18 protein-coding genes are annotated in these 16,047 nt (G+C 64.4%); 10 read left to right on the top strand and 8 right to left on the bottom strand.

The genetic code is table 11. The features are described from left to right. Positions 1-77 precede the first annotated feature (77 nt). Positions 78-1,136, bottom strand: coding sequence for a patatin-like phospholipase family protein (locus tag ACODSK_RS24165; RefSeq protein ID WP_489019609.1), 1,059 nt, complete (start codon positions 1,134-1,136; stop codon positions 78-80). A 155-nt stretch (positions 1,137-1,291) separates the two neighbouring features. Between ACODSK_RS24165 and ACODSK_RS24160 the strand changes: the two genes are divergently transcribed. From ACODSK_RS24160 to ACODSK_RS24150, 3 genes are all read left to right on the top strand, one after another. Further along, on the top strand, positions 1,292-1,570 hold the full coding sequence (locus ACODSK_RS24160) for a hypothetical protein (RefSeq protein WP_009394459.1): 279 nt from the start codon (positions 1,292-1,294) through the stop codon (positions 1,568-1,570). A gap of 16 nt (positions 1,571-1,586) precedes the next feature. Beyond that, the gene (locus tag ACODSK_RS24155; RefSeq protein WP_489019608.1) at positions 1,587-2,354 is read left to right on the top strand and encodes a CHAD domain-containing protein; all 768 of its coding nucleotides are present in this window, start codon (positions 1,587-1,589) and stop codon (positions 2,352-2,354) included. An 85-nt stretch (positions 2,355-2,439) separates the two neighbouring features. Next, entirely contained in the window at positions 2,440-3,237 is a 798-nt protein-coding gene (locus tag ACODSK_RS24150) for an acyl-CoA thioesterase (protein ID WP_489019607.1), read from the top strand. A 3-nt stretch (positions 3,238-3,240) separates the two neighbouring features. Here the strand turns inward: ACODSK_RS24150 and ACODSK_RS24145 are convergent, their stop codons facing one another. The 3 genes from ACODSK_RS24145 to ACODSK_RS24135 all read right to left on the bottom strand — a co-directional run bounded on the left by ACODSK_RS24145 (position 3,241) and on the right by ACODSK_RS24135 (position 6,187). Then, a complete protein-coding gene (locus ACODSK_RS24145; RefSeq protein WP_489019606.1) occupies positions 3,241-3,606 on the bottom strand; it encodes an Mpo1-like protein in 366 nt (121 codons plus the stop codon). 200 nt (positions 3,607-3,806) lie between these two features. Then, entirely contained in the window at positions 3,807-5,285 is a 1,479-nt protein-coding gene (locus ACODSK_RS24140; protein ID WP_489019605.1) for a methyl-accepting chemotaxis protein, read from the bottom strand. A gap of 95 nt (positions 5,286-5,380) precedes the next feature. After that, entirely contained in the window at positions 5,381-6,187 is an 807-nt protein-coding gene (locus ACODSK_RS24135; protein WP_489019604.1) for a TatD family hydrolase, read from the bottom strand. A 164-nt stretch (positions 6,188-6,351) separates the two neighbouring features. On the opposite strand from ACODSK_RS24135, the gene ACODSK_RS24130 reads away from it, so the two are divergent. From ACODSK_RS24130 to ACODSK_RS24120, 3 genes are all read left to right on the top strand, one after another. Then, complete coding sequence (locus ACODSK_RS24130) at positions 6,352-7,776, top strand: MltF family protein (protein ID WP_489019603.1); 1,425 nt, start codon at positions 6,352-6,354, stop codon at positions 7,774-7,776. Positions 7,777-7,880: 104 nt separating this feature from the next. Next, positions 7,881-8,315: a DoxX family protein gene (locus ACODSK_RS24125; protein ID WP_489019602.1), complete on the top strand. Its 435-nt coding sequence runs from the start codon at positions 7,881-7,883 to the stop codon at positions 8,313-8,315. Positions 8,316-8,532: 217 nt separating this feature from the next. Further along, complete coding sequence (locus tag ACODSK_RS24120) at positions 8,533-8,841, top strand: hypothetical protein (protein ID WP_489019601.1); 309 nt, start codon at positions 8,533-8,535, stop codon at positions 8,839-8,841. Positions 8,842-8,960: 119 nt separating this feature from the next. Here the strand turns inward: ACODSK_RS24120 and greB are convergent, their stop codons facing one another. The 3 genes from greB to ACODSK_RS24105 all read right to left on the bottom strand — a co-directional run bounded on the left by greB (position 8,961) and on the right by ACODSK_RS24105 (position 12,837). Then, complete coding sequence (greB, locus tag ACODSK_RS24115; RefSeq protein ID WP_489019600.1) at positions 8,961-9,434, bottom strand: transcription elongation factor GreB; 474 nt, start codon at positions 9,432-9,434, stop codon at positions 8,961-8,963. A 211-nt stretch (positions 9,435-9,645) separates the two neighbouring features. After that, positions 9,646-12,153 carry an ABC transporter permease gene (locus ACODSK_RS24110; protein WP_489019599.1) on the bottom strand — a complete coding sequence of 836 codons (2,508 nt, stop codon included), beginning with the start codon at positions 12,151-12,153 and terminating at the stop codon, positions 9,646-9,648. Then, positions 12,154-12,837 (bottom strand): ABC transporter ATP-binding protein, encoded by a 684-nt coding sequence (locus tag ACODSK_RS24105; RefSeq protein ID WP_489019598.1) that lies wholly within the window; start codon positions 12,835-12,837, stop codon positions 12,154-12,156. It abuts the gene before it with no gap. 10 nt (positions 12,838-12,847) lie between these two features. On the opposite strand from ACODSK_RS24105, the gene ACODSK_RS24100 reads away from it, so the two are divergent. From ACODSK_RS24100 to ACODSK_RS24090, 3 genes are all read left to right on the top strand, one after another. Continuing rightward, a complete protein-coding gene (locus ACODSK_RS24100) occupies positions 12,848-13,453 on the top strand; it encodes an arylesterase (RefSeq protein WP_489019597.1) in 606 nt (201 codons plus the stop codon). A 56-nt stretch (positions 13,454-13,509) separates the two neighbouring features. After that, complete coding sequence (locus ACODSK_RS24095) at positions 13,510-13,791, top strand: hypothetical protein (RefSeq protein WP_489019596.1); 282 nt, start codon at positions 13,510-13,512, stop codon at positions 13,789-13,791. 95 nt (positions 13,792-13,886) lie between these two features. After that, positions 13,887-14,864: a L,D-transpeptidase family protein gene (locus tag ACODSK_RS24090; protein ID WP_489019595.1), complete on the top strand. Its 978-nt coding sequence runs from the start codon at positions 13,887-13,889 to the stop codon at positions 14,862-14,864. A 125-nt stretch (positions 14,865-14,989) separates the two neighbouring features. Here the strand turns inward: ACODSK_RS24090 and oprI are convergent, their stop codons facing one another. Continuing rightward, positions 14,990-15,241 carry an outer membrane lipoprotei OprI gene (oprI, locus tag ACODSK_RS24085; RefSeq protein WP_037058464.1) on the bottom strand — a complete coding sequence of 84 codons (252 nt, stop codon included), beginning with the start codon at positions 15,239-15,241 and terminating at the stop codon, positions 14,990-14,992. Between the two features lie 512 nt (positions 15,242-15,753). Between oprI and ACODSK_RS24080 the strand changes: the two genes are divergently transcribed. Continuing rightward, positions 15,754-16,035, top strand: coding sequence for a GNAT family N-acetyltransferase (locus ACODSK_RS24080; RefSeq protein ID WP_042125370.1), 282 nt, complete (start codon positions 15,754-15,756; stop codon positions 16,033-16,035). The last annotated feature ends 12 nt before the right edge of the window (positions 16,036-16,047 follow it).

Raw genomic sequence — 16,047 nt, 5'->3', positions numbered from 1 at the left:
TCCGCGTACACCGCAAAACCTGTGGGAGCTGGCGTTGCCAGCGATGAGGCCGGCAAGACCCACGAATAACCAGCAGGTCAGCGCTTCTCCGCCTCATAGTTATCCAGCGTATCCCGGGCAATCTCCCTGCCCAGGGCAATCAGCTCCGGCGCCTTGTAGAACTCGAAGAAGCGGCACACCCGCTTCGGCACGTTGACCAGCACATCCGGGGGATACCCGGCGATCTTGTATTGCGCCAGCGAGGTCTGCATCACTTCGAAGCTCTGGTTGATCAGGTCCAGCAGCGACGCCGGTCCGACGTTGTCGACGATGAACGAGCCCGTGGCCGAACGCGGTGCGCCGTCGCTTTCCGGCGCCGCCGAAGGTTGCTGGGCCTTGGGGCTGGCAGCGTCGGCCAGCCACGGGTTGGGGACCGGTGCAGGTTCGGCAGGCAGGTCCTGCTCCAGCTCCAGTTCCTTCTCCAGCCCCAGCAGCGCCTCGGCCTGCTTGCGGCGGAACGGCAGGCGCGAGCCCACCGAGCTGATCAACTGGTTGAAGCGCAGCTTGAATGCCGCCGGCCGTTCGATCACCGGCAGCACGTAGTGCTTCTGGTTGGTGGCATTGAGGTTGACCGCGATGATCAGGTCGCAGTGACTGGACACCACCGGAATGATCGGCAACGGGTTGAGGATGCCGCCGTCGACCAGGGTGCGGTTGCCCTGGACCACCGGGGTGAACAGGCTGGGAATCGCCGCCGAGGCGCGCATGGCCTGGTGCAGGCAGCCTTCCTGGAACCAGATCTCCTGCTGGTTGGTGAGGTCGGTGGCGACCGCCGTGTAGGGGATGCGCAACTGCTCGATATTGATCTCGCCGACGATCTTGCGGATCTGGCCGAAGACCTTTTCGCCGCGGATCGCGCCCAGGCGGAAACTCACGTCGACCAGGCGCAGCACATCCAGGTAGTCGAGGCTTTCGATCCAGTTGCGGTAGTCCTCCAGCTTGCCGGCGGCATAGATCCCGCCGATGACCGCACCCATGGAACAGCCGGCGATACAGGCGATCTCGTAGCCGCGCCGCTCGATTTCCTCGATCACGCCGATATGCGCATACCCCCGGGCACCGCCCGAGCCCAACACCAGTGCCACGCGCTTTTTCATGGTTCGACCCCCTGTCACATGACGTAACAATGCACCTGTTCACCGCTGCGCTTCAATCACCGTCGGCGCTGGGCTACGCTGGTCATGGCACTTTTCAATGGCCGCGCCGTCGAACACGGCAACATCACCGATTTATCCTTTTGAGGTAACACCCCATGAAAGCCTGGATTACCCTGCCCCTGATCGTTCTGGCCCTGGCTGGCTGCGCGGGCAAGACGGCCTATCGTGACAGTTGCGGCTCCCAGCTCGACGCCGCCTGGAAAGAACTCGACCTGGCCAAGGCCGAAGGTTTCGCCGGCACCGTCAGCTATTCCAAGGCCCTGTCGCTGCTGACCGGCGCCAAGACCCAGCAACAATTCGAGGCCTTCGAGGGCTGCACCAAGAAAGCCGAGAAAGCCCGTTTCTATATTCGCGAGTCCCGCGCCGGACGCTGAGCAATGAGGGGGTGGCATGTCGAAGATGTTCGATCACGTCGTCGCCGAGATCCTTGGCCTGCAGGTACGCCTGATGGCGTGCCAGGCACGCCTGGCGGCGAACACCGACAGCGAGGCGCTGCATGACCTGCGCACCACGGTGCGGCGCCTGCGCAGCCTGCTGCGACCGCTGCGCGGATTGCCGGGGGTGGATCAGTTGGAAAGCGCGGGCAAGGCCATCGGCGACCTGACCACGCCACTGCGCGACCGCGAGGTGCTGGCCGAACAACTGGTCGAGCGCGACATGCCGGCGGCCGCGCAGCGACGCCTGGCGGGGGAGGGGGTGATCTTCGCCTCGGTGGCTTCCAGCACGCAGTTGCAGAAATTGCTGGCGATCATCGACGCCTTCCCCGGCTTTCTTCGTGCCATCGACCATCAGCGACTGGTGCCGGACCTCGGCAAACGCATCAGCAAGCGCCTGGACAAGCAGTGGAAGACCATCGTCAAGGCCATGCACGACCCCGCCCATGATCGTCACCGTCTGCGCCTGCTGATCAAGCGCGCGCGTTATGGCACCGAGGCGTATCCGAAGCTGAGCCGGATCGGCAAGTCGATGCGTGCCGAACTGAAGAACGCCCAGGACGATCTCGGCCACTGGCACGACCTCCTGCAATGGCTGACCCAGGCGGAAAAACAGGCGGACCTGGCGCCGCTGGTGGCGCAATGGCAGGCGCAACTGGTGGACGCCGAGCGCAAGGCCGACAAGACCCTGGCCCGCCTGCTCAAGCATATCGACGAGCGATAGGCCGCTGAATTGGCAGTTATGCGGCCTGCCTCCCGTCCATGTCTGCTCTTAAGATCGTAGGACTTTTCCGCAGGACGAGGTCCGCATGAATTTTTCCCAACTGCTCACCGCCGTCCGCCAGCGCCCGCAGGAGGTAGTGATCCCCGCCGAATGGGCCCAGGGGCGCGCCTGTTTTGGCGGCCTGATGGCGGCGCTGGTGTATGAGGCCATGCACGCCCGGGTATCGCCGGAGCGTCCGGTACGCTCGCTGGCCATCACCTTTGTCGGTCCTGCCGAGCCCAATGTACCGATCAGCTTCGAAGTGGAACTGCTGCGTGAAGGCAAGGCGGTCAGCTCGCTGCTGGGTCGGGCGATCCAGAACGGCCAGACGGTGACCCTGGTGCAGGGCAGCTTCGGTGCCGGGCGCAATTCGGTGATCGATATCCCGGCGCTGCCGGCGGTGGAGATGAAGAGCCTGGCCGAGTCCAGCCCGGAAATGCCCTATATCCCCGGTGTGACCCCGGAATACATCCGCTTCCTGTCGATGCGCTGGGGTATTGGCAGCCTGCCGTTCGCCAACAAGCCCGATCGCCAGATGGGTGGCTGGATGCGTCTGCGCGATGCGGTGGAAGAGCCGGTGACCGAGGCCCATCTGCTGGCGCTGGTGGATGCCTGGCCGCCGGCGACCTTGCCCTGGCTGAGCAAGCCGGCGGCCGGCAGCACCCTGACCTGGACCATCGAATTCGTCCAGCCGGTGGCCAGCCTGAGCACCCTGGACTGGTGCAAGTACTGCGCGGTGATCGAGCATTCCCGCGATGGCTACGGGCATACCGCCGCCTGCACCTGGAATGCCGCAGGCGAGTTGCTGGCGATCAGCCGGCAGACGGTGACGGTGTTCGCCTGACCCTCAATGATGCCGGTGGCGTTCGCGCCAGGTGCGCCACCAGGCACCACTCAAGACAAAGCGCGGAAAGGTGATGAACTGCTCGGTGAGCAGGCGCTTGACCGCGTCCTGCCGGTCGCTGAACGGCTCCGGCTGTGCGGCTTCCAGGCGATGGCCATGGCGTTGCAGGCCGAGGCCGGCGATCAGGCTGATGATGCCGACGATGATCTGGCCCGGGTCGAGGCTGAACAGTCCTGACAGCACCAGCAGCGCGCCGACGATGAACAGCGGCACGGCGATCAGGTGCAGCACCAGGTTGGTCGGGTTGCGGTGATTGTGGTGATAGCCGCGCCATTGCCAGGCGGGCAGGTTGGGCAGGCGTTTGTTCATGGGTATTCCTCGGACTTTGCGGTGGCGCGTGTCGGAAGAATAGTTGTGGCTTGTGGGTGGGGCCAATTGAGGGGATTGATCGGTGGTATAGGTGTGTCTGTTGCTGCCTCATCGCGGGCAACGCCCGCTCCCACAGGGTTCGGCGGTATACGCGGTCCTTGTGGGAGCGGGCGTTGCCCGCGATGAGGCCCTCCAATTCCCTACAGCTTCAGCTGTCCGATCACCTTGTTCAGCTCCCCGGCCAGTGTCGCCAGTTCGCTGCTGGTGCTGGCCGACGACACCGTCTGCTGCACCGTGTCCTCGGTCACGTCACGGATGCTCACCACCGCGCGGTTCATCTCTTCCGCGACCTGGCTCTGCTGCTCCGCCGCCACGGCGATCTGCGTGTTGCTTTCGCGCATCTGCGCCACTGCCGCGGTGATTTCCGCCAGCGCCTCGCCAGCCTCCTGGGCCTGCTTGACGCAGTCGTCGGCCTTGAACGAACTCTCGGTCATGAATTCCACCGCATCCTTGGTCCCGGCCTGCAGGGCGGAGACCATTTCGGTGATTTCGTCGGTGGAGGTCTGCACGCGCTTGGCCAGGTTGCGCACCTCGTCGGCGACCACGGCGAAGCCACGGCCCAGGTCGCCGGCACGGGCAGCCTCGATGGCGGCGTTGAGGGCGAGCAGGTTGGTCTGTTCGGCAATGCTGTGGATCACGTTGACCACGCCGTTGATCTTCTGGCTGTCCTCGGCCAGCTGGCGAATCATCTCGGCGGTCTGCTGCACGCCGCTGGAGAGCCCGGCGATCGAGGTCTGCACCCGGTTGACCACCTCCTTGCCGCTGCCGGCGAGGGAGTCGGCGGTCTGCGACAGGTCGCGGGTGGCGCCGGCGTGCTGGGCGATGTGGTAGACGGTGGCGGACATCTCGTTGATCGCCGTGGCCGCCTGGTCGGTCTCGCTCTGCTGGCCGAGCATGCCCTGGCGCACGTCGCTCATGCTCGAGGCCAGGCGCGCGGCGCCGGAGTCCAGTTGCGCGGCGGTCACCGCGACGGTGTTGACCACCCGGTGGTAGGTGGTCTGCATGGCGTTGAAGGCACTGGCCATCTGGCCGACCTCGTCGCCGCAGGACAGCGGCACGCGGGCCGACAGGTCGCCGGTTTTCTCGACGTGCAGGATCACGTCCTTGAGGGTGTTGAGCTGGGCGAGCAGGAAGCGGATCAGCAACTGCGAGGCGCAGAGCATCGCCAGCATCAGGATCAGCACGCACACCGCGTAGTTGCCGAAGCGGTCGCTGTAGACCTGCATGAAGCTGGGCGACGGCGCCAGCACGGCGATGCGCTGACCGTCGCGGCTGATCACCTGGGCCCCGGCCAGCGGCGCTTCGCCGAACACTGCGTAGGGTTCCAGGCTGACCCAGCCGCTGGCGTTGGCCAGGGCAGCGACCGGCTGGCCCTGGTAGCTGGGCGTCTGCCCCGGGGCGAAGGCGAGGATATGCGGTGCCTGCGGCAGCGCCTGCCCGGCCGGCCAGGCGGCGAGCAATCGGGCTTCGGCGACGGCGCGGTCATGGGCTTCGTCGACCCGGGCCTGCTGTTCGAGGAAGACCGCGTACAACACCAGGAACAGGGTGGTGACGAAGGCGACCGCGTTGACAGCCCAGAACTTGTACTTCAGGGAGATGTTGCTAAGCCAGGCACCCATGGTAGGTCTTCTCTGAGTTAAGCGTTTGAGCGGAAAGTTTTTTGGCAAGGTGCCAGCATTCTGGTCGACTAATCAGCAATAAATCTTGATATGTGTCAAGCCAGCTCCGGGAGGCCGAAGAAGCGTCGGGCACACAGGGTTGTATGTGCCGCCAGCTGGGCTTCGGACTCGCCGCGATGCCGGGCCACTTCGCGCAATACCTCGGGCAGGTATGCCGGCTCATTGCGACCGTTCTTCGGCTTCGGTCGCAGGCTGCGCGGCAGCAGGTAGGGGGCGTCGCTTTCCAGCATCAGGCGGCCTTCGGGGATATTGCCGACCAGGCCATGCAGGTGGGTGCCGCGGCGCTCGTCGCAGATCCAGCCGGTGATGCCGATATGCAGGTCGAGGTCGAGGTAGCCGAACAGCGCCTCGCGCTCGCCGGTGAAGCAGTGCACCACGGCAGCGCTGAGGTGGTCGCGGTAGTCCTTGAGGATATGCAGCAGGCGCTCGCTGGCGTCGCGCTCGTGAAGGAACACCGGCATTTGCAGTTCGACGGCCAGGGCCAACTGCTCTTCCAGGGCCTTTTCCTGTTGCGGGCGCGGCGAGAAATCGCGGTTGAAGTCGAGGCCGCATTCACCCACCGCCTGCACCCGTGGCTGCTCCAGCAACTGGCGCAGATGGCGCGGGCTGTCGGCGCCCCATTGACTGGCATCGTGAGGGTGCACGCCAGCGGTGGAGAACAGGCGCTGGCCGCTTTCATCGAGGCGCTGGCACAGTTCCAGGGCTTCCTCGCTGCCGGCCAGGCTGGTGCCGGTCAGGAGCATCTGCCGCACCCCGGCGGCCTCGGCGCGGTCCAGCACATCCTGATGAATGCCGGCAAAACTGGAGTTGGTCAGATTGACGCCGATGTCGATGAGTTGCATGGTGCTACCTCGAATTTCGCGGATAAACCCGCTGGCAAAGCCGAAAAATAACAATAAACACAAGAACTTCAATGAGTTGCCGTGGTCATTTGCGGTCAATTGTCATAAGGCCGCTGCATAGTATGCCGCCACGCACGCCATCACGGCCTGTTCCTGGAGACCGGATGTCCCGAGCTTTGCTGATGATCCTGCTGTTCGCCGGGCTGCTTGTTGCAGGGCCGGCGCATGCGCGGGTGGCCGGTCCGCCCCAGGTGGCCAGCAGCGGCAAGGACCGCGACCTGGCGCAGATCCGCGCCAGCCGCGAGCTGCGGGTGCTGGTCAACCAGAGCCGCAACAGCTCGGGGGAGGTCAAGGGGCAGCCCTACGGCGTCGAGTATCACCGCGTGCGGGCCTTCGAACACTACCTCAACGCTCGCGCCCGCGACGGCCAGGAAATCCGTCTGAAGCTGATTCCAAAGGCCAAGGAGCAACTCATTCCGGCACTACAGCGGGGCGAGGGCGACCTGGTGGCGCCGGGCGAACTGCTCGATCCGGTGTCGACCCGTGGCGTCAGTGCCAGCGACCCGGTATTGGCCCATGTGCCGCTGGTACTGGTGGGGCGCAAGGGCGAGCGCAGCTATAGCAAGGTCGAGCAACTGTCCGGACGCACGTTGGTTCTGCCCGCTGGTAGCGCCGCCGGTGACACCCTGCACGAGCTCAACCAGCGCCTGGCCCTGCGCAAGCATGCGCCGATCAAGGTCGAGTGGATCGATCCGAGCCTGGCGGTGGAGGACGTGCTGGAGATGGTCCAGGGCGGGATCCTGCCGCTGACGGTGGTCGAGCAGCCGATTGCCGAGCGCTGGGCCAAGGTCATGCCCAAGCTGCAGATCCAGCGCAAGGTCAGCCTGACGGCACCGGAATCGACTCACTGGTTCATGCGTCGCGATGCGGTGATGCTGCATGCCAGCGTCGATCGTTTTCTCCAGGAATACCGCGTTCCGGCGGACCAGGACGTGGCCTTCGAGCGCATCTACCGGCGCCTGTACAAGGTGCATTACCCGCTGGCCAAGGCCAACCGCCAGCGCCTGGACAAGCTGCGTCCGCTGCTGCAAAAGCATGCCGAGGCGCAGAACCTCGACTGGCTCAACCTTGCCGCGCTGGCCTTCAAGGAGTCCTCGCTGAACCCGGCGGCCCGCGGTGCCGGCGGTGCCCACGGGCTGATGCAGATCACCCCGAGCGCGGCGCAGCGGGTCGGGGTCAGCGATATCAACAGCGTCGATGGCAATGTCCAGGCCAGTGCGCGCTACCTGGCACTGATCCGGCGCAAGTTCTTCTCCAGCAACCAGCTCAACGAGCGCGAGCGCATGGCGTTCGTCCTGGCCGCCTACAACCTCGGCCCGGAACGGGTCCAGGCCATGCGTGCGGAAGCGCGGCGGCGCGGGCTGAACCAGAACCAGTGGTTCTTCCAGGTCGAGCGGGTGGCCCTGGAGCAGGTGGGAATGGGGCCGGTCAGCTATGTTAATAGCGTCAACAAGTACTTCCTGGCCTTCGACCGGGAGCGGGCGGCGCTGGAGTCCTCCCGGGGTGGCAAGGTGAAGGGTGGTAAGTGATCCATTAATTCGATCTTTATGATGGATTAATTGCGATTTTCATATCCATAAATATGATTATTATGGCGCCAACAACACAACACACCTTGTAAGGAACACAGCAAATGAACGCCATCCACTCCGTAATGACCACCCGCGCTGGCTGGGGCATGACAATCCTGCGCATCATCGTCGGCATCATCTTCATGGCCCACGGTTCGCAGAAACTCTTTGGCTGGTTTGGCGGTGGCGGCCTGGCGGGTACCGCGCAGTTCATGGAGAGCCTTGGCCTGACCCCGCCCACCCTGATGGCGGCCTTGTCCGGCGGCGCGGAGTTCTTCGGCGGCCTGGCCCTGGTCATCGGCCTGCTGGTGCGGCCGGCAGCGGTGGCACTGATTGGCCTGCTGGTGGTGGCGATCTTCTCGGTGCATATCCACAACGGCCTGTTCATGCAGAACAACGGCTACGAATTCGCCCTGGCGCTGCTGGGCGGCGCGCTGGCGGTACTGTTCGAAGGGGCAGGGCGGGCGTCGCTGGACGCGGCGATTTCGAAAAGCTGAAGCCGTTGAAAAGGGCCTGTCATGCAGGCCCTTTGTCATTGGTCGTGTTGACAGTCCGCCAGCGGCTTCTCTAGGATGCCCACCTGCGCCGATTTAAACAGCTACTTGCGGGGCGCGGGAGAGCCCTCCAAGGTGATCCGAATACCGCTAAAACGCTGGTTCGGTGATGCCTCCCACCGCAGCCCAGCGGGATCTGCGAGGCGGAGAATATGACTCCATGAGTTGCCCACGTTCCAGTGTCTGTCTGACCCCCCTGTCTTCCAGCCAGTCGGCGCGCACCCCACGGGTGTTGCTGAGTGGTCCGCACCAACCGACCCTGGTTCGCTTCCTCGATGGCTGGCCGCGACGCAAGGGCCGCGCCACTGCACTGCTGATTCAATTCGTCGATCTGGAAACGTCGCTGGCGGACTTCGCCGATGACCGCTTCGACCTGGCCGTGGTCCAGGCGCCGGGCAAGGAGCAGGCGGCCGAGGTGATCGGGCATCTGACCCGGATTGCGCGGCAGGGGTTGATCACTCGGGGTTGAGGTTTTCTTTGTGCTCCCGGGCCCTATCGCTGGCAAGCCAGCTCCCACAGGGATCGCATGCACCGCTGAACCTGTGGGAGCTGGCTTGCCAGCGATAGGGCCTGAGAGAGCGATGCAACTCATCGGGGATAACTGATGCTGTTCACATACCAGGTCGCCTCACCCCCAGGCGTCTGCACCACCACCTCGTCATCCTTTTCCTTCTTCAGCAGCGCCCGGGCCATGGGCGAGTCGACCGAGATGTAGTCGTTGCGCCCGTAGATCTCGTCATAGCCGACGATGCGGAATTTCATCTGCTCGCCGTCGTCGTTCTCGATCTCCACCCAGGCGCCGAAGAACACCCGGCCTTCCTGTTCCGGGCCGTAGTCGACCACCTTCACATCCTCAAGGCGCTTGCGCAGGTAGCGCACGCGGCGGTCGATCTCGCGCAGGAGCTTCTTGTTGTACTGGTAGTCGGCGTTTTCGCTGCGATCGCCCAGGGAGGCGGCCCACGCCACCTTCTGGGTGATCTCGGGGCGGTATACCCGCCACAGGTGGTCCAGTTCCGCCTTCAGTGCCTCGTGTCCCTCGCGGGTGATGATGTTGGTAGCCAATCCGTTCTCCTGGGCGGGCGTTACGTCAGGGACGCTAGTGTGGTGTTTTGCAAATACGACCAATAAGTCGCGAGTGATTTTTGTGCTCAGGCAAGGCGGCGCGACGAGTCGTAGCCCAGCTACGGCGAGGAGCGACAACGCAGCATGAGCGCAAAAAGCGCCGCGAATTATGGTCGTTATTTGTGAAACACCACACTAGGGTAACCCGTGCTCAGCCTTCACGCAGCACCGCCAGCGGGCTGGCATTCAGCGCCCGGCGGGTACCCAGTACGCCGGCGCCGCCGACCAGTACCGCACCCACCAGCGGCAACAGCAGCAGCGAAGGATGCGGGCTCCATTCCAGGTCGAAGGCATAGCGGTACAGCACCCAGGTGATCAGTTCGCAACCGATGGCCGCCAATACACCGCTGGCGGCGCCGAGCAGGCCGAACTCGATGCGCCGCGCCTTGACCAGCAACGCCCGCCCGGCACCGAGGGCGCGCAGCAGGGCGCCCTGGCGGATGCGCTCGTCGAGGGTCGCCTGCAGGCCGGCGAATAGCACCGCGAGGCCCGCTGCCAGGACGAACAGCAGCACGTACTGCACCGCCAGGGTGACCTGAGCGAGGATGCTGCGCAGTTGTTCGAGCAGGGCATCGACCTGGAGGATGGTCGCCGCCGGGAAGGCCCGGGACAGGGCGACGATCTGCTGGTCGTTGCCCGGCGCCAGGTAGAAGCTGGTCAGGTAGGTGGCCGGCAGACCCTGCAGGGTGCCGGGCTGGAAGATCATGTAGAAGTTGGGCTGGAAGGTATCCCAGTTGACCTCGCGCAGGCTGCTGACCACGGCCTCGCGGGTGTCGCCGCCAATCACGAAGGTCAGCTTGTCACCCAGCTTGAGCTTGAGGCTTTCCGCCAGCTTGGCCTCCACCGATACGCCGGGGATCGCCTCGGTCTGTGGCTGGCCCTGCCACCATTGCCCGGCGCTGATGCTGTTGTCGTCCGGCAGCTCGGCGGCCCAGGTCAGGCTCAGGTCGCGCTGTACGGCGCGGTCGCCGGCGGAATCCTTGCTGACGATCTGTTGCACCGCTTCGCCGTTGATCTGCGTGAGACGCCCCGGCACCACCGGGTACAGCGGCGCGGCGTGACTGGAGAAACCGGCCAGTTCCTTGCTGAACGCGGCCTTGTCGTCTTCGAGGATATTCAGCGCGAAGTAGTTTGGCGCGTCCTCGGGCAACTGGTTGTGCCAGGTGTCCAGCAACTCGATGCGCAGCAAGGTGATCAGGCCCATGGCCAGGAGGATCAGGCCGAAGGCCAGGGACTGCCCGGCGGCGGCCAGCGGGTGGCGCAGCAACTGGCCGAGGCCGAGGCGCCAGGCCAGCGGCGCACCGGCCAGCAGGCGGCGCAGGCTGCGCAAGCCGACGAGCAGCAGGCCGCCCAGCAGCAGCGCGGCGACCAGGCCGCCGCCGAGCAGGGCGAAGGTCAGCAGCAGGTCGAGGCTCAGGCGCCACATGATCAGGCCGAGGGCGAGGATCGCCGCGCCGTACACCAGCCAGCTGCTTGGCGGTACGGGCAGCAGGTCGCGGCGCAGGACCCGCAGTGGCGGTACCCGGCCGAGGGCGGCCAGTGGTGGCAGGGCGAACCCGGCCAGGGCCACCAGTCCGGTAGCGATCCCGGCCAGCGCCGGGGCCACGCCACCATCAGGGATTTCTGCTGGCAGCAGGCCGTCGAGGAGGGCGAACAGACCGAGCTGGGCCAGCCAGCCGAGCAGGGCACCGGTCAGCGCGGCGAGGCTGCCGAGAATCGCCAGTTGCAGGCAGAACAGGCTCAGCGCTTGGCGCCGCGACAGGCCCAGGCAGCGCAGCAGGGCGCTGGCATCGAAACGGCGCACGGCAAAGCGGCTGGCCGACAGTGCCACCGCCACGCCGGCCAGCAGCACCGCGACCAGGCTGGCCATGTTCAGGTAGCGCTCGGCCTTGCCCAGGGCGCCGCCGATCTGCTGGTTGCCATCGCGGGCATCGCGGATGCGCTGGTTCGGCGCGAGGTTGCCGTCGAGGAACTGGCGGTAGTCGGCGAGCACCAGGTTGTCGCCACGCCACAGCTCGCGGTAGGTCACCCGACTGCCGGGCTGGACCACGCCGGTGGCATCGAGGTCGGCGAGGTTGATCATGACCCGCGGGGTGAGGCTGTAGAAATTGCCGGCGCGGTCCGGTTCGTAGGTCAGCACCCGGCTCAGGCGCAGGGTCTTCATGCCGACGTCGATGCTGTCGCCGATCTTCAGGTTCAGCGCCGCCAGCAGGCGCGGTTCGACCCAGGCTTCGCCCGGCGCGGGTCCGCCGCCACTGGTTTCCGTGCCATAGGGTTCCGGCGCGCTGCGCAGTTCGCCGCGCAGGGGATAGGCGGCGTCGGCCGCCTTGACGCTGGACAGCTGGATGCCGTTGTCGGTGGCGATCACGCTGGAAAATTCAACGACCTTGGCGTGGGCCAGGCCGAGCGTGGTGCCACGCTCGATCTGCTCGGCACTGGCCGGCGAGCTGCCCTGCAGCACCAGGTCGGCACCGAGGAATTCGGTGGCGCGCAACAGCATCGCGCCGTTGAGGCGAGCACCGAAATAGCCGATGGCGGTACTCGCCGCCACGGCGATCAGCAGGCCGAAGAACAGCACCCGCAACTCGCCGGCACGGGCGTCGCGAAGCAACTGGCGCACGGCCAGGGCGAACAGGCGGAACAGGGACAGGTGTGCCATCTAGGGCTCCATCGGGGTGACCATATGGCCCGCATCCAGGCGGATCTGCCGGCGGCAGCGGCGCGCCAGGCGTTCGTCGTGGGTCACCAGGATCAGGGTGGTGCCGCGCTCCTTGTTCAGTTCGAACAGCAGGTCGCTGATGCGCTCGCCGGTGTGGCTGTCGAGGTTGCCGGTGGGTTCGTCGGCGAACAGTACGTCCGGCTCGGCGGCGAAGGCTCGGGCAATGGCCACCCGCTGCTGCTCGCCACCGGACAGCTGGCGCGGCGAATGGCTCAGGCGCTGGCCCAGGCCGACCCGTTCGAGCAGGGTGCGGGCGTGCTCGCGGGCGTCGCGGCGACCGTCCAGTTCCAGCGGCAGCATGACGTTTTCCAGGGCATTGAGGCTGTCGAGCAACTGGAACGACTGGAACACGAAGCCGACGTGTTCGGCACGGACCTTGGCGCGCTGGTCTTCATCGAGGGGGCCGAGGTCGTGGCCGGCCAGGGTTACCGAGCCGGCACTGGGCTGGTCGAGGCCGGCGAGCAGGCCGAGGAGGGTGGACTTGCCGGAGCCCGAGGCCCCGATGATGGCCAGGCTGTCGCCTTCCGCCAGTTCCAGGGAGAGTTCATGCAGGATGGCGAGGTTGCCTTCCGCGCTGGGAACCACTTTGCTAAGGTTCCGCGCAATGAGAATGCTGGGGCCCATGGAGAATCCGATGCGAGTGTGGTTATTGAGTGCTGGCCTGGCCTTGCTGTGCATGGCGCAGAACGCAGCGGCGGGTACCGTGTTGATCGTCGGCGATAGTATCAGCGCCGCTTTTGGCCTGGATACCCGCCAGGGGTGGGTCGCCCTGCTGGAGAAGCGGCTCAGGGACGAGGGTTTCAAGGACAAGGTCGTCAATGCTTCGGTCAGTGGCGACACCAGTGCAGGCGGCCAGGCGCGGCTGCCGGCGCTGCTTTCCGAGCACAAGCCGAGCCTCGTGGTGCTGGAGCTGGGCGGCAATGACGGGCTGCGTGGGCAGCTTCCTACGCAATTGCAACAAAATCTTGCCTCGATGATCGACAAGTCCCGGGCATCCGGGGCCAAGGTGCTCCTGCTTGGCATGCAACTGCCGCCGAACTACGGCGCGCGCTATACCAAAGCCTTCGCTCAGGTCTATTCCGATCTCGCCATGCAGAAGAACGTTCCCCTGGTGCCGTTCTTCCTCGAAGGTGTGGGCGGGCATCCCGAGCTGATGCAGGCCGATGGCATCCACCCGGCGCAGAACGCCCAGGGCCAGTTGCTGGAAAATGCCTGGCCGGCAATAAAACCGCTGCTTTGACGCTTTTATAGTGACCGGCTTTCGGCTAATGTTGCGCCCCCGATTTGGAGCCCCCGATGCCGCGTCCCGCCTGGTCCCTGTATGCCTATCAATTGATCGAGCCCGACGAGCAGCTTGACCTGTTCGCCTGTCAGGAGATCCGCGTGCACCTGGTGGCCCGTCAACTGGAGCTGGGTGGCTCGGCAGACCGCACCCTGTGCGGCACCTTGCTGCCGGCCCAGCCACGTTGGTCGGGCGTGCCCAGTACGGTCTACCGCGACCGCCGCCTGTGCCCATTGTGCCGGGCGATCCTGGAGGCCCAGCGTAGAGGCACAAGGCCAGTCTGGCCGGAGCTCTGAAGGACGCTTCCCATCCGGCAGCCGTGGATGCCGAAAATTCCTACAGCGGTGTACAATCGCTTCCTTGACCCCCGAATTTTCGAAGGATTTCCCGGATGTTGCCGCGCTTTCCCGCCGTCACCCGTTGCCTGTCCCTGGCTGCCTTGCTGGCGGCCGGTCCCGTTTCCGCGCTGGAGTTTCCTCTGCCACCGCCAGGCGAAGACATCATCGGTCAGGTCCAGGTGATCAAGGCCAAGTACGAAGACACCTTCGCCGATATCGGCACTGCCGGTGACCTGGGCTATCTGGAAATGGTCGCCGCCAACCCGGGCGTCGATCCGTGGCTGCCGGGTGCTGGCACCGAGATCATCCTGCCAACCCGCTTCATCCTGCCGCCGGGTCCGCGCGAGGGTATCGTCATCAACCTCGCCGAGTACCGCATGTACTACTTCCCGAAAGGCGAGAACGTAGTGCACACCTACCCGCTGGGCATCGGCCGTGAAGGCTGGGGCTCGCCGATCGCGCAGACCAAGGTGACCGCCAAGACGCCGAACCCGACCTGGACTCCGCCGGCTTCGATCAAGGCCGAGCACGCCGCCGATGGCGATCCGCTGCCGAACGTGGTGCCGGCTGGTCCGGACAACCCGCTGGGGCCGTTCAAGTTCACCCTGGGCGTGCCGGGTTACCTGATCCACGGCTCGAACAAGAAGTTCGGCATCGGCATGCGCACCAGTCATGGCTGCTTCCGCATGTTCAACAACAACGTGCTGGAACTGGCGAAGATGGCCCCGGTAGGTACGCCGGTGCGGATCATCAACGAGCCGTACAAGTTCGGCATGAGCGGCGGCAAGGTCTACCTTGAGGCGCACACCCCGCTGGACGACAAGGGCGATCCGTCGGTAGTGGACAAGCACACCGCCGTGATCAACGCCCTGCTCAAGCGTGAAGACCTGGCCAACAGCGTGCAGGTTAACTGGGATATGGTGCGTGACGTGGTGGCTGCCGAGGATGGGATGCCGGTCGAGATCGCGGTGCCGAGCGCAGCGGATGGCAATGTGCCAATGGTCTCGAGCAATCCATATCAACAGCAGTAGTTGTCAAAAAGATGTATCGAGGGACCGCATTGCGGTCCCTTTTTGTTTGCCCGGGAGAATGTGACAGGCAATAAAAAAGCCGACCCACAAGTGGGTCGGCTTCAAATAACAATCCCGAAGGATTATTACTTGCGGCTGGCTTTTTCCAGCATACGCAGAGCGCGCTCGTTAGCTTCGTCAGCAGTTTGCTGAGCTTTCTGAGCGGCAGCCAGAGCGTCGTCGGCTTTGCGATACGCTTCGTCAGCACGAGCTTGTGCACGAGCTGCTGCGTCTTCGGTAGCAGTCAGACGAGCTTCGGTTTCTTTGGATACGCTGCTGCAACCGGTAGCCAGAACTGCGGCCAGGGCCAGAGCAGAGAATTTCAGAACGTTGTTCATCGTGTTCCCCTTCAAGGACTTTCTATTAAATAGCCATCTCTCAACAAAGAGAAACTGGCCGGCGTACATAGTACCCATTACTTGTAGTAAGTAAACTGACAGAGCGCAAGAATTGGAAAAAAATTGTCTTGCCATCCGCCTTGACAGCGGGAGTGTACGAAAACCGTGCATTTCCGGGCGTTGCTAGTGTAAGGCGTTCTTGTAAAAGTACTTTTTCTTGAACTAATGGTGACTTTTAGTGTCATGTTGCGTCATAACAAACGGATCATCCGGTTAGCAGTTCAGGACGTTGCCGTGCACGCCATCCAGGTGTCCCGCGACGTGGAATTTTTTCCGACCAGTACCTTGAGCATCCGGGCAGGGGGCGCCTACTATTTGTAGCGTGCCTGGGGCCTGGAGAACGAGCAGGCCGTTCTTGCTGTCCACATGGGCACGGGGTGGCGTAGAGGTTCCTTCGCCGGACAAACATCGGTTAAGGTAGGGTTTTGTTACAAGACCCGCGAGGAGTAGTGATGAGCGAGGCGTTGTCCATCCACCATGACCAGGCCGGTCATCAATTCGAGACCAATGTGGACGGTCATCGTGCCTACCTGACTTACATGGACCTGGGTAAGCAGACGCTGGATATCTATCGCACTTTCGTGCCAAACGCCCTGCGCGGCCGCGGTATCGCCGCTGCCCTTACCGAACGGGCGCTGGCCTATGCCGAGGAGCGCGGCTATACCGTGATCCCGTCCTGCTCCTATGTCGAGCGCTACATGGAGCGGCACCAGAAGCATTCGTCCAAGGTCTGACCGCTTCTTCTA

This window comes from Pseudomonas sp. FG98 (genome assembly GCF_057808595.1).
Note: the sequence above shows the minus strand (reverse complement) of the source record. Positions and strands in the feature narration are given on the sequence as shown.